General features: G+C 66.1%; 13 protein-coding genes. 2 read left to right on the plus strand and 11 right to left on the minus strand.

Annotation, left to right across the window (positions count from 1 at the left end; genetic code table 11):
• Positions 1-10: 10 nt before the first annotated feature.
• The 6 genes from BAY15_RS17660 to BAY15_RS17685 form a co-directional block, all read right to left on the minus strand.
• Positions 11-724 (minus strand): haloacid dehalogenase-like hydrolase, encoded by a 714-nt coding sequence (locus BAY15_RS17660; RefSeq protein WP_068854284.1) that lies wholly within the window; start codon positions 722-724, stop codon positions 11-13.
• Complete coding sequence (gene trpC / locus BAY15_RS17665; protein WP_068854285.1) at positions 721-1,524, minus strand: indole-3-glycerol phosphate synthase TrpC; 804 nt, start codon at positions 1,522-1,524, stop codon at positions 721-723. Before trpC ends, BAY15_RS17660 begins: the two co-directional genes overlap by 4 nt.
• A 63-nt stretch (positions 1,525-1,587) precedes the next feature.
• Positions 1,588-2,625 carry an anthranilate phosphoribosyltransferase gene (trpD, locus tag BAY15_RS17670; protein WP_068854286.1) on the minus strand — a complete coding sequence of 346 codons (1,038 nt, stop codon included), beginning with the start codon at positions 2,623-2,625 and terminating at the stop codon, positions 1,588-1,590.
• Positions 2,622-3,209, minus strand: a complete 588-nt coding sequence (locus tag BAY15_RS17675; RefSeq protein ID WP_068854287.1) for an anthranilate synthase component II — start codon at positions 3,207-3,209, stop codon at positions 2,622-2,624. Before BAY15_RS17675 ends, trpD begins: the two co-directional genes overlap by 4 nt.
• Before the next feature lie 70 nt (positions 3,210-3,279).
• Positions 3,280-4,755 carry an anthranilate synthase component I gene (trpE, locus tag BAY15_RS17680; protein ID WP_068854288.1) on the minus strand — a complete coding sequence of 492 codons (1,476 nt, stop codon included), beginning with the start codon at positions 4,753-4,755 and terminating at the stop codon, positions 3,280-3,282.
• Positions 4,756-5,070: 315 nt separating this feature from the next.
• The gene (locus tag BAY15_RS17685; protein ID WP_068854289.1) at positions 5,071-7,458 is read right to left on the minus strand and encodes an XVIPCD domain-containing protein; all 2,388 of its coding nucleotides are present in this window, start codon (positions 7,456-7,458) and stop codon (positions 5,071-5,073) included.
• A 113-nt stretch (positions 7,459-7,571) separates the two neighbouring features.
• Between BAY15_RS17685 and BAY15_RS17690 the strand changes: the two genes are divergently transcribed.
• Positions 7,572-8,438, plus strand: coding sequence for an ankyrin repeat domain-containing protein (locus BAY15_RS17690; RefSeq protein WP_237334287.1), 867 nt, complete (start codon positions 7,572-7,574; stop codon positions 8,436-8,438).
• 46 nt (positions 8,439-8,484) lie between these two features.
• Here BAY15_RS17690 and yegS read toward each other — a convergent pair whose 3' ends face one another.
• From yegS to BAY15_RS17715, 5 genes are all read right to left on the minus strand, one after another.
• Positions 8,485-9,411 (minus strand): lipid kinase YegS, encoded by a 927-nt coding sequence (yegS, locus tag BAY15_RS17695; RefSeq protein WP_068854290.1) that lies wholly within the window; start codon positions 9,409-9,411, stop codon positions 8,485-8,487.
• Between the two features lie 130 nt (positions 9,412-9,541).
• Complete coding sequence (locus tag BAY15_RS17700) at positions 9,542-10,246, minus strand: NYN domain-containing protein (protein WP_068854291.1); 705 nt, start codon at positions 10,244-10,246, stop codon at positions 9,542-9,544.
• Between the two features lie 193 nt (positions 10,247-10,439).
• Complete coding sequence (locus tag BAY15_RS17705) at positions 10,440-10,931, minus strand: GNAT family N-acetyltransferase (protein ID WP_068854292.1); 492 nt, start codon at positions 10,929-10,931, stop codon at positions 10,440-10,442.
• A gap of 2 nt (positions 10,932-10,933) precedes the next feature.
• Positions 10,934-11,611 carry a ribulose-phosphate 3-epimerase gene (gene rpe / locus BAY15_RS17710; RefSeq protein ID WP_068854293.1) on the minus strand — a complete coding sequence of 226 codons (678 nt, stop codon included), beginning with the start codon at positions 11,609-11,611 and terminating at the stop codon, positions 10,934-10,936.
• A gap of 40 nt (positions 11,612-11,651) precedes the next feature.
• Complete coding sequence (locus BAY15_RS17715; RefSeq protein WP_068854294.1) at positions 11,652-11,981, minus strand: J domain-containing protein; 330 nt, start codon at positions 11,979-11,981, stop codon at positions 11,652-11,654.
• A 143-nt stretch (positions 11,982-12,124) separates the two neighbouring features.
• Between BAY15_RS17715 and BAY15_RS17720 the strand changes: the two genes are divergently transcribed.
• Positions 12,125-13,051, plus strand: a complete 927-nt coding sequence (locus BAY15_RS17720) for a phosphoribosylaminoimidazolesuccinocarboxamide synthase (RefSeq protein WP_068854848.1) — start codon at positions 12,125-12,127, stop codon at positions 13,049-13,051.
• Positions 13,052-13,180 lie beyond the last annotated feature (129 nt).

Genomic DNA, 13,180 nt, shown 5'->3' on the forward strand with positions numbered 1-13,180 from the left:
TCGATACGCCTCAGCGGTCGCCGCCGCGATCCACGCAACCCCAGTTGAGGATCCGCGTGCCGGGCTTGAGCACCTGACGGAAATACGCGACCTTGGACACCTTCGGGTTCACCACCACCGGCTCCTTGGCTGCCAGCAGCAACGGCAGGTCCGCGGTGCTGTCCGAATAGGCCACATCGATGTCGCCATAGCCGCGCTCGCGCAGCATGCGCATCTTCTCTTCGTTGTGGCAATGGCGCGTGGCACCAACCGCACCGAAGCGCGGGCCCACTTCACTGCCGATCACCGGCACACCCTGATGGGCGACAAACGCCAGGATGGCGCGGGCCAGCTCCGGCGGCGCGCCGGTGGCCACCACTACCCGGTCGCCCTGCGCCCGGTGCGCGGCGAATACCGCCAGCGCCTCCGGCAGCAGCTTGGCGCGCAGTTGCGCCTCGTGCTTGATCACGTAGGCATCGATCACGCGGTTGAACTCGCGCGCGCGGTGCAACCCGAACGTGGCGATCCAGACATAGACCGAAATACCGGTACGCCGGGTCGGCAACATCGCCACCAGTGGCCCCGCTACCGGCGTCACCAGCAGCGCGGCCAGCAGCCGCAGCGGGTTGCGCTTGATCAGCGAGGCAAACAGGTGGCTGCCGGAATCGCCGTCATAAAGGGTGTGGTCGAAGTCGAAGACCACCAGCGGCGCGTCGTCACGCGGAGTCGGGTAGATCGCAGTCATGCGCTGAAGAATAGCTGACGCAGGCCCTCGCCGGGCTCTTCGACCCGCATGAAGGCCTCACCCACCAGGAACGCATGCACGCCGGCGTTGCGCATCAGGCTCACGTCGTCAGCGCCCAGGATGCCGCTCTCGGTCACCAGCAGGCGGTCGCGCGGCACGGCCTGGCGCATGTCCAGGGTGGTCTGCAGCGACACCTCGAAGGTGCGCAGGTTGCGGTTGTTGATGCCGATCAGCGGCACCGGCACCTGGATGGCGCGTTCGAGTTCATCGATGTCGTGCACTTCCACCAGCACGTCCATGCCCAGCTGCATGGCCAGGTCGGACAGCTCGGCCAGCTGGCGGTCTTCCAGCGCGGCCACGATCAGCAGGATGCAGTCGGCACCCAGCACGCGGGCCTCGTAGACCTGGTACGCATCGATCACGAAGTCCTTGCGCAGTACCGGCAGCGTGCAGGCGTCGCGGGCCTGCTGCAGGTAGGCATCGTCGCCCTGGAAGAAATCCACGTCGGTCAGCACCGACAGGCAGCTCGCCCCACCGAACTCGTAGCTCACCGCGATATCGGCCGGGTGGAAGTCCGGGCGGATCACGCCCTTGGACGGACTGGCCTTCTTCACCTCGGCGATCACCGCCGGGTTGCCGGCGGCAATCGAGGCGCGCAGTGCATCGGCGAAGCCGCGCACCGGCGGGGCGCCGGCCAGGCGTGCCTGCAGCGCTTCCAGGGGGACCCGTGCACGGCGCTCGGCCACTTCAACGGCCTTGCGGGCCAGGATGGTCTCGAGGATGTCGCTCTTGTCGCTCATGTCGTTCAGGGTCCTTCAGGCCGGCCATTATCGGCCAGCCCACAGCAAAGCGTGAAATCGGGCTCAGCCCGCGCGTCGGATGCGCTGGGTCGCATCCACGTAATCCTGCATGCGCTGGCGTGCGCTGCCGTCGGCGATGGCCGCGCGTGCACGGGCCAGGCCGTCGGCGATGCTGCTGGCCACGCCGGCCACGTACAGCGCCGCGCCGGCGTTGAGCGCCACGATGTCCAGCGCCGGGCCGGGCTGGTCGTCGAGCACCCCACGCAGCATCGCGATCGATTCTTCCGGCCCGCTCACCTTGAGGTTGCGGCTGGCCGACATGGCAATGCCGAAGTCTTCGGGGTGGATCTCGTATTCGCGCACCTTGCCGTCGCGCAGCTCGCCGACCAGAGTGCCGGCGCCGAGCGAGATCTCGTCCATGTTGTCGCGGCCCCACACCACCATGGCGCGTTCGGCGCCCAGCTCGCGCAGCACGCGTGCCTGGATGCCGACCAGGTCGGGATGGAACACGCCCATCAGCACGTTGGTGGCGCCCACCGGATTGGTCAGCGGGCCGAGGATGTTGAAGATGGTGCGCACGCCCATTTCGCGCCGCACCGGGGCCACCACCTTCATGGCGGGGTGGTGCATCGGGGCGAACATGAAGCCGATGCCGGTTTCACTGATCGCGCGGGCTACCTCCTCCGGACGCAGCTCGATGATCGCGCCCAGTGCTTCGACCGCATCGGCACTGCCGGACTTGGACGAGACGCTGCGGTTGCCATGCTTGGCGACCTTCGCGCCCGCCGCCGCCACCACGAACATCGCGCAGGTGGAGATGTTGAAGGTATGCGAGCCGTCACCACCGGTACCGACGATATCGATCAGGTGGGTGCGGTCTTCGACCGGCACGGCCAGCGCCAACTCGCGCATCACCGTGGCCGCGCCGGCGATCTCGCCGACGGTTTCCTTCTTGACCCGCAGGCCGGTGAGGATCGCAGCGGTCATTACCGGCGACACCTCGCCGCGCATCACCTGGCGCATCAGATCGACCATCTCGTCGAAGAAGATTTCGCGGTGTTCGATGGTGCGTTGCAGGGCTTCCTGGGGGGAGAAGGTCATGCGGGGTTCCTTTGCAGGAAATTCTTCAGCAGGGCGTGGCCGTGCTCGGTGAGGATCGATTCGGGGTGGAACTGCACGCCCTCCACCGGGTGTTCGCGGTGGCGCAGGCCCATGATCTCTTCCATGGTGCCGTCCTCGTTCTCGGTCCAGGCGGTCACTTCCAGGCAGTCGGGCAGCGTGGTCTTATCCACCACCAGCGAGTGGTAGCGGGTGGCCTGGTAGCGGTCCGGCAGGCCGGCGAACACGCCCTTGCCCAGGTGGCGGATCGGCGAGGTCTTGCCGTGCATGATGGTACCGGCGCGGATGACATCGCCGCCGTACACCTGGCCGATGCCCTGGTGGCCCAGGCACACGCCCAGGATCGGCGTGGTCGGACCCAGCCGCCGGATCAGCTCCAGCGACACGCCCGCTTCGTTGGGCGTGCACGGGCCGGGTGAGATCACGATGCGCTCGGGCGCGAGCGCGGCGATCTCGTCAACGCTCAGGGCGTCGTTGCGCACCACCTTTACATCGGCACCCAGGGTCTGCAGGTACTGCACGAGGTTGTAGGTGAAGCTGTCGTAGTTGTCGAGCATCAACAACATGGCAAATTCCTGGAATCAAGGATGCAATACGGAATCGGTAGCGCCGGCCGTTGGCCGGCAACCGGGTGAATTACAGGCCCTTGGCGGCCTGGGCGACGGCGCGGAACAGCGCGCGACCTTTGTTCATGGTCTCGTCCCATTCCTTGCCCGGGTCCGAGTCGTAGACGATGCCCGCGCCGGCCTGCACGTGCAGGCGGCCGTCCTTGATCACCGCGGTGCGGATCGCAATGGCGGTGTCGGCATCGCCGTGCCAGCCGATGTAACCGATGCTGCCGGCGTAGACATTGCGCTTGATCGGCTCCAGCTCGCGGATCACTTCCAGCGCGCGGATCTTTGGCGCGCCGCTGACCGTGCCGGCCGGGAACGTGGCACGCAGCACATCGGCGTAGCTCAGGCCCGGCTGCAGCTGCCCGGTCACTTCGCTGACGATGTGCATGACGTGGCTGTAGCGTTCGATCACGAACTGCTCGCCCACTTCCACCGTGCCGGCCTTGGAGACGCGGCCGGCATCGTTGCGACCCAGGTCGATCAGCATCAGGTGCTCGGCGCGCTCCTTCGGATCGGCCAGCAGTTCGGCTTCCAGCGCGTTGTCTTCCTCCACCGTGGCGCCGCGCGGGCGGGTACCGGCGATCGGGCGCACGGTCACTTCCCCGTCCTGCAGGCGCACCAGGATTTCCGGCGAGGAGCCGACCACCTGCACATCGCCGGTGTCGAGGAAGTACATGTACGGCGACGGATTCAGCGCGCGCAGCGCCCGGTATACATCCACCGGGCGCGCCTTGAACGGCACGCTCAGGCGCTGGCTGAGCACCACCTGGAAGATGTCGCCGGCGCGGATGTATTCCTTGGATTTGTCCACGGCGGCAATGAAGCCTTCGCGGGTGAAGCCGGAAACGAAGTCGTTCTCGTCCAGCACGTCGCGGGTGATCGGCACCGGGTAGCCCGCGCCGGGGGCGCGCAGCTTGGCCACCAGGCCGTCCAGCCGCGTTTGCGCCTCGTCCCACGCACCGGGCTGGCCGGGGTCGGCGTGCACGATCAGGTACAGGCGGCCCTTGAGGTTGTCGAACACCGCCAGTTCTTCGGAGTGCAGCAGCAGGATGTCCGGGGTGCCGAGCTCGTCGCGGCCGCGCGGCGGGGCCAGGCGCGGTTCGATGTAGCCGATGCACTCGAATCCGAACCAGCCCACCAGGCCGCCGGTGAAGCCCGGCAGGCCGGCCAGCTTGGGCACCGAATGGGCGCTGCGCAGCGCCTCCACTTCGGTGAACGGGTCTGCCACCTCACGGGTTTCCACCACCTGGCCAGCTTCGCTGACGGTCAGGGTATGGCCGTGGAAGGCGTACACGCGGCGGGCCGGCAGGCCGATGATGGAATAGCGCCCGAAGCGCTCGCCGCCTTCGACCGATTCGAACAGGTAGGTGTGCGGGCCGTCGGCGAGCTTCAGATAGACCGAAAGCGGCGTGTCCAGGTCGGACAGCACTTCGCGGACGACGGGGATGCGGGTGTGGCCTTCAGCGGCCTGCTGCTGGAACTGCTCGAGCGTGATCAAGACGACTTTCCTTCCGGGAAACGGCGGTGGCGGGACGGACGACGGCAACAGGCCACCATCGCCACCAACGGCGAGCGGAAGAAAGGGTATGCGGGGTCGTCAGAATGGACACCCGGGGACTGTACCGCATTGGCGGCACCGGATGGAACCCGGGCCGTGGCGCGGCCGGATGGACAAAGGCCTCAGGCGGAGGTGGCGGAGGTAGCGCCGACTGTTAGTCGGCTGCCCGGTCAAGCAGCCGACTAACAGTCGGCGCTACCCTCGTTCCAGCCGTTCCAGCGGCCGCCGCCGGTTCCAGCACCCACCCGCCCCGCCTCATCCCATCCGCCGCGCGGCCTGCTGCTCCTGCTCGCGCTGCTGCTCGGCGCCCAGGTCGGCCACCAGCGCCGGGGCAGCGGCCGCACGTTCCTGCTGGCGGTTGACCTCGGCCACCTGCTCGGTGCTCACGCTGAGCGGCTGCTGCCGGCCGGCCACCACGTCCACCTGGGCCAGGTGGCGGTGCACGGAGGTGAGGTCCTGGGTATCGACCGCGAACACGCGGGTGCGGTCCTCGCTGAGCACGACCCGCTCGATGCGTTCCAGACCCTCCTGCGTGGCCTTGGCCGCCAGCGCACCGGCCAGCTGGTCACTCTGCAGGTCGGGCACGCGGTTGTGGGCAGCATCAATGCCGTGCACCCCGACTTGGGCGCCTTGGAACATGTGGTACTGCCTGTGGCCGGGATCATTGATGCCGACCACCAGCGTGGAGGGCTCGGCGGCGACGGCGGCGTGCTTCTCCGCCGGGTGATGGATGCGTTCGTGCTGTTCCAGCAACGCGCGGGCCTGCGCTTCCTGTTTGATGAGCTCGGCGTCCAGGCTGGGAATGACCGTTTCCTTCATCCCGTGGCGCTGCACAGCCTCGCCAAATGCCGGGCCGATGTTTTCGACCAGGCGCTTGGTCTCGATGATGTTGCCGATGTTCTGCGGCGTCAGCGCCGTGGGTACGTAGGTAGCGGCCGCGCCGCGAAGGCCCGCCACTGCCCCGCCAACCGAGGCAAACACCGCCGGCGCCTGCGCCGTGGTGTTCTTGATGTGGTGCGCCGCAAAGTCATAGCCCTGGTCGACATGGGCGCCGGCCGTGGCATACCCATTCTGAAGCTTACCGGCCACCCATTGGCCGTCACGGTCGATGCTCTCGGCGGTGCGCTGGCCGGCGGCGCGGGCCGCATCGGCGTCCTCCCGGGCATCGCGCGTTGCGGCGGTGGCACGCGCCTGGCCCGCGGCGTGTACGGCATCGGCGCGGCTGTCGAGGTCCTTGGAGACGTTGTCGAACCCCAGCTTGCCCGCTCCCCATGAGGCCACCGACAGAATCCCGGACTGCGCGCGAGATTCCACGCGATGCGCCGTGGACTCGATCATGCCGGTCAGTTCGCGGCCCTGGGCGTACACGGTGGTGGTGGCTTTGGCGCTAACCTGCAGCGTGGCCGATCCCATGTCGACTACCTTGCCCACCACCATGCCCTGCACGCGGGCGACCTGCTCGACGGCGTCGCCGGTGCGGTCAAGGACGTGGGCGGCGGTTGCGCCGCCCTTCTCCACCACTTCGCCCACTACCCGGCCGTTGTGCATGCCATGCGCGGCCGAGTGCAGCACCTTGGACAACGGTCCGGCCAGCTCGGCTACCTGGCTGGGGGCATCGGTACGCGCGCGATCCACCAGCCGCTCCCGCGCATCGCGGGTCTTGGGATCGAGCACCAACTCCATGCGCCCCGCCGCGACCGGGATATCGCGAAGGGCCTCGTAGCCCGGTTTGGTGGCCAACTGTTCGACGAATTGCGCGGCTGCGGTCTGCGCACCGGGCGGCAGCATCTCGCGCATCTTCTCGGCCACCTTGGCCTGCATCAGCGGCTCGCGCATCAGCATGCTGGCTTCGTTGGCCAGCAGCCCGTAGGCGTGTCGCTGTTGTTCGTTGAGGCGCCGCATCCCGTTCTGCACATCGTTGAGCACCTCACCGCTGGTCTGGTAGGTGTGTACGGTCTGCTGTGGGTTGAAGGTGGGCAGGCCGTTGTCTTTGGCATAGCGCGCCGGCGTATCCGGGTGCAGACCGGCGGCGTTGAAGGTGGTGGCGCGGGCGCCGGTGACGGCGGAGGCGGCGGAGGCCATGCCGCCGCCGAGGGAGTGGCCGGCGATTTCGAAGCCGCCGCTACTCTCTTCCTTGATTCGCGTGGCGAGCTGCATGGCGCGGTCGTAGTAGTCGCTACGCATGCCGATGCCTTGCTGGCCATTGTTCAAAAAGTCCTCTCCACCGGACTCACGCCGGCCGCTGGGTGCCGAGGGATCAACAATCTCGCCAGTCGAGCCCTTGAACACCACGACTGGTCTCGCATCGCTGCCGAGCACACTCTTGTCAGGAAGGTAGATTTCAGCGCGGAATCCAGACTCTGTCGGGCGAAGTTGACGAAGTATTTCTTCGTCCGACATGTTGATTCCCGCAGCGCGCAGCGCAGCTGGATCGGCGCTCGCGCGCGTCCACCCTGCGGGTGGCTGTCCTTCATTTTTTGCCGATAGGTATACATCAGCGGCCAAGCCTGACATCTCGCGCGCGTGATAGGTTTCCTGGAGACGATCCGCCTCTTTGTTGCTTCCGCTCTCGCGGAGCTGTTGAACAAGAAGGTTCTGTTCCTGGATGGCGCGGGCGCGCGCCTCGGTATCGGGACCACTCATGGCAGGCTCCATTGCACTGTGAAGGCGCGCGATCCCCCCGAGCCGCGCTTCTTATCGAATAGCAGAACACTTTGCTAATGTCACGCCTTCAGGGGCTCAACATCAGGATGATCATGCGCATCAGTCTTCACAACGCGATGACAAAAGCCCTTCTAAGTGCGGCATGGCTCACACTTATTCTCGTCAACGGGTGTGCGGCATCGTCTTCACATGGCGCCGGCGACTATTTCGACGGCAAGGCATTGGAGCTGGCTATCGCGGTTGAGAACGGTGACGCGGCAGCCATTCGCCACTTGGTCAAGGATGAAGGCGTCGATCCCGACAAAACCTTTGCCCGGCGCGACGGCATTCCTCTGATTGCCTGGCCATTGCGTGCACAAAGCCTGGAGGGGCTGCGCGCGTTGCTGGAGAATGGCGCCGACCCCAATGCGCGGATGTTCAAGGAGATTGATGGGCGCAGGCTTGGCTTCAATAACGCGATGGTCTACGCCGCCAAGATGGAGGACCCCCGATTCCTCGAGCTCCTTCTGAAACATGGCGGAGATCCCAACACACGCAACTCCAACAACGAAACGCTGATGTACCAGGCGTTTCTTAGCGGAAACCAGTGGAAGAACGTGCAGCTACTGGTCGAGAATGGCGCTGACGTAAACCAGGCCAATCTTGGATCCGCAGATACCATCTTGAGCCTGTACACCGGACGGGGGGGCTTCAACTCCGCCTACTGGCTTCTGGAGCACGGCGCAGACCCAACCATAAAGACCAAGATTCTGACCGGCTCCGGAGAAGCGCCGCCTATGCGAATGGTCGACGCAATCTATTGGGAAATCACCACGCCAGATCTTCTGCCGTGGCAGAAGAAATGTCAGCAATGGCTGATCGCGCGCAACATCCCGCGTCCGCCGATGCCTGAGCACATTCGCAAGAAGCGGGAGGCGTTTGGCTTCCCGACCAGGGAAGAGGATATTCCGCTGCTCTGAGCAGCCCGGAAGGGGCCGGCTCTACCGCGAGCGGTGCGGCAACAGCCTACTGCAGGAGCGCGCTGTCGAGCGGGAGGTGCATGCGCACGCGTGCTGCCACGCAATCGATGCGGAAGCGGCGCGCGCGAACCGGTTCGCCGTCCAGGTTGAGGGTCATCGGTTCGTCGGCGTCTATTTCCACCCACGGCGCGCGGGTGCGCTCGGCCACCTGCTCCAGCGCACCCTGCTTGCCGCCACGGATCAATGCGCCCAGCGTCGAGGCGACTTCGCCACTCAGCTCCGGGATCACGGTGAGATCGAGCAGGCCGTCATTGACCAGCGCTTCGGGGCACAGCACCTGGCCACCGCCGGCCTGGCGGCCGTTGCCGATGCCGAGCGCAATGAAGCCCCCTTCCCAGTTGAAGTCCGGGGTGCGCAGCCGGGCCTGGATGGGTTCGATCCGGCCCAGCCGGGAGATGCCCGTCACCAGGTAGGCCAGCCCGCCGAGCACCTTCTTCAGGCCCTCGTCGGTCTCCACCGTAACTTCGGTGCCAAATCCGCCGCTGGCCACGTTGGCGCACCACCACAGGTCACCGTCGGCGTCGATGCGCAGCAGGTCCAGCGGGCACGCCGGCTGGGCCAGGATCATCTGCAGCGCCTGGATCGGCTCCTCGGGAATGCCGGCGGCGGTCGCGAAATCATTGGCGGTACCCAGCGGGACCAGGCCCAGGGTCGGCAGCGCCTCCGCCGCCTCGTCGCGGTGGGCCAGGGTTTCGGCCACTTCGCTCAGGGTGCCGTCGCCACCGGCGGCGATGATGGTATCCACGCCGTGCTCGATGGCTTCGGCCACGTAACGCTCGGCGTCGCCGTCTTCCCAGGTGACCCGGGCCTCGATCGTCACCCCCTGCTCGCGAAGCGCATGCACCGCCTCGCGCAGCTCGACGTTGCCCGTGGACTTGCCATTGAGGATCAGACGCCAGCGAGGACCACGCATACCGCACTTCCATGGGAGGGGGAGGCGCAGGCTATCAGCCCGGTGGCTCAGGGGCAGTGAACGTCATCAAACGGTCACTGATCGCCCGGAGAATGGAAGTCCATAACAGGGACGATGGATGGAGGCAGGATCAGCCTCCCGCTATTCCCAGGGCCGCATTCGCAAGAGTGCGGTCTTTTTTTTGGGGCCGGGGGCAGACCGAGCGCATCCCATCTATATGCTCGACCAAGCCTTGCGGAATGGCGGACCACATGGGGTCCAGTACGAAGTCGACGCCTTCGCGCCTCGCCAACTTCGCCGCGGGTACGAAATCAGCGTCACCGGCCATCAGAACGATCTGCCGAACCTGTCGCTTCAGGGCGAGGGAAGAGATGTCGATGCCTATTCGCATGTCGACCCCCTTCTGCCTTATCACTGGATGGACATCTTCAGCCGCAAGATCGGCGAAACGACGACGCCCCTTCAGCAGATCATCAAGTACGCCCGGACTGGCAGACCACGTATTGAAGTCGGTCAAGTGGCCCAGTCGCAGAGCAACCTTGCGCATCTGACGCAATTTCTCGTGCAGCCCCCGTCTAAAAAGCGCTTCTGGCGAACGAGAGAAATCAACGCACTCGCCTGATATCGGATTGTGCATCCGCTTAAGAAGCGGAGGGCAGTCGTAGAAGAAGATCCGATACAGATCCCTTGCTTCGCCCGTGGGTGAGCGAAGGTGCGCCAGTGCCCATCTATGCGCCTGATCTGCCGCCCTGGACGCGTTGTATGCGTTTTCGGGCTCGATCCGCCGGAACCGCTTGATGAAGTAGCCGCCGTCGATGAGGACTGCAGTGGGCATGCCTTTGCCTCCGCGGAACGTGATCAAAAAAAAAGCCCCCGTTTCGGCCGTCCCGCGATCAGTAGGGGGGCGTACTTGGAGGGCTGGATGGATCGATTCTGTTACGGGAACATCTGCGTGACAAGGCATCTGTACCTATCGGCTACAGCTCAGACATTGATAGCCCCGATAATGGCCTGCGCCGCATATGCATTCAATCTCCGCAGGCAAACGCCTTCAGGGCTTCGCCTTCGAGCCGGTACACCGTCCACTCGCTCTGCGGCTTGGCGCCGGCGGCTTCATAGAACTTGATGGCCGGCTCATTCCAGTCGAGCACCGACCATTCAAAGCGGCCGCAGCCTTCGGCCACGGCGATGCGGGCGATGTGCTTGAGCAGCGCCTTGCCGGCGCCACTGCCGCGCTGCGCGGGGCTCACGTAGAGGTCTTCGAGGTAAATGCCGTTGCGGCCCAGCCAGGTGGAGTAGTTGTAGAAATACACCGCGTAGCCGATCGCTTGGCCACCGGCTTCGCAGATCAGCGCGCGCGCCTTGGCGCCCTCGCCGAACAGGCTGGCGACGATGCCGGCCTCGTCGGTCTGCACCGACGATTCGGCCTTTTCGTAGATCGCCAGCTCGCGGATGAAGCGCAGGATCAGCGCGGCATCGGCAGCGGTGGCCTCGCGGATCTGCAGCGCCGGCGCCCCCATGTTCAGCCCCGCGCCTTGGCTACGTTATGACGCATCTGGTCAATCACGTCCTTGTAGCTGATCGGTGCGTTGAAGATCGCCGAGCCGGCCACGAAGGCGTCGGCGCCGGCCGCGGCAATCGCGCCGATGTTGTCGGCCTTCACCCCGCCGTCGATCTCCAGGCGCACGTCGCGACCGCTGGCATCGATCTTCTGGCGGACCACGCGCAGCTTGTCCAGCGCAGAGGGAATGAAGGCCTGGCCGCCGAAACCGGGGTTGACCGACATCAGCAGCACGAGGTCCAGGTCATCCAGCACCCAGTCCAGGATGTCCACCGGGGTGCCCGGGTTGAGCACCAGGCCCGGCTTGCAGCCCAGCGAGCGGATCAGCTGGATGGTGCGGTGCACGTGGCGGCTGGCCTCGGGGTGGAAGCTGATGTAGGTCGCGCCGGCCTCGGCGAAGTCCGGAATGATGCGGTCCACCGGTTCCACCATCAGGTGCACGTCGATCGGGGCGGTCACGCCATGCTTGCGCAGCGCCTGGCAGACCATCGGGCCGATGGTCAGGTTCGGCACGTAATGGTTGTCCATCACGTCGAAATGCACCCAGTCGGCACCGGCGGCAAGCACGTTGTCCACTTCCTCGCCGAGGCGGGCGAAGTTGGCGGACAGGATGGAGGGGGCAATGATGCAGTTGGACATGGCCGGGGCCTTCAGGACGTGGAGAGGGGGCCGCGCGCGCTCAGCGCCTGCGCAGGGTCTTGATGCGGTCGTAGGCGGCATTGAGCTGGCGCGACTTGCGCTCGGCCTGCTGGCGCAGCTCGGGGGCGGCGCCGACGACCTTGTCGGGGTGGTACTGGGACATCAGCCGCCGGTAGGCCAGGTCGATCTCGGCATCGGTGGCCTCGGAGGTCAGCCCCAGCTCCCGGTACGGGTTCTCCCTGTTCAGCCGGAACCAGTCGGCATCGAAGGCATGGCCGATCAGCAGGCCGACCACGGCACCAAACAGCGGATTGGGCCTGAAAAGCAGGGCGCCGGCGATGAATCCAAGCAGTTTTCCGTACCAGCGCATGGTCGTCGGGGCGGCCGGGGCAACAAAGGAGCCTCATTTTACGTCACAGCGGCCCCAACCCGCTTTACACTAGGCCGCCCGCTGTCCCTGCGGGCCCTCCGGGTGCCCTGGACAGCCGTCTCGACGAAGCCCCAGGAGTGCCCGTGCCGACCACGTTGTTGCAATCCGATCTCCCCGGCCTGCCCTTGCGCCATCGCGGCAAGGTGCGTGATGTTTTCGACATTCCGCGCGAACGGCTGCCCGCCGGCACGCCGCCGGGGGACTACCTGCTGATGGTCGCGACCGACCGTCTGTCGGCCTTCGACGTGGTGCTTCCCGATCCGATTCCCGGCAAGGGCGAAATGCTCTGCCAGGTCTCCAACTTCTGGTTCGCCAAGACCGCGCACCTGATGCCCAACCACCTCACCGGCATTGACGTGGCCAGCGTGCTGCCCGACGGCGTGGACCCGGCGCTGTACGCCAAGCGCGCGGTCGTGACCCGCAAGCTCAAGCCGGTACCGGTGGAAGCCATCGCCCGCGGCTATCTCATCGGCAGCGGCTGGAAGGACTACCAGCGCACCGGCAAGGTCAGCGGCATTGAACTGCCCGATGGCCTGCGCCAGGCCGAGCAGCTGCCCGAGCCGATCTTCACCCCCTCGACCAAGGCCGCCGTGGGCGACCATGACGAGAACATCGATTTCGATGCGATGGTCAAGGCGGTCGGCGCGGACCTGGCCGAGCGCGTGCGCGATGCCACCCTGCGCATCTACAAGTTCGCCGCCGATTACGCCCGCGAGCACGGCATCATCCTGGCCGACACCAAGTTCGAGTTCGGTACCGATGCCGATGGCCGCCTGTACATCATGGACGAGATGCTGACGCCGGATTCCTCGCGCTACTGGCCGGCCGACGAGTACGAAGTGGGCACCAGCCCGCCGAGCTACGACAAGCAGTTCGTCCGCGATTACCTGGAGACGCTGGACTGGGGCAAGACCGCCCCGGGCCCGAACATCCCGGCGGACATCATCGAGCGCACCCGCGCCAAGTACGCCGAGGCGCTGCAGCGCCTGGCCGGTATCTCGGTGGATTGATGCCGCCGGTAGAGTCCGGCTTGGGCGGTAGAGCCGACTGTTAGTCGGCTGCGGCGGTAGAGCCGACTGTTAGTCGGCTGCGGTGGAGCAGCGGACTGACAGTCCGCTCTACCCGCTCCGCTCTACCCG

The organism is Stenotrophomonas rhizophila, from assembly GCF_001704155.1.
GTDB lineage: Bacteria > Pseudomonadota > Gammaproteobacteria > Xanthomonadales > Xanthomonadaceae > Stenotrophomonas > Stenotrophomonas rhizophila_A.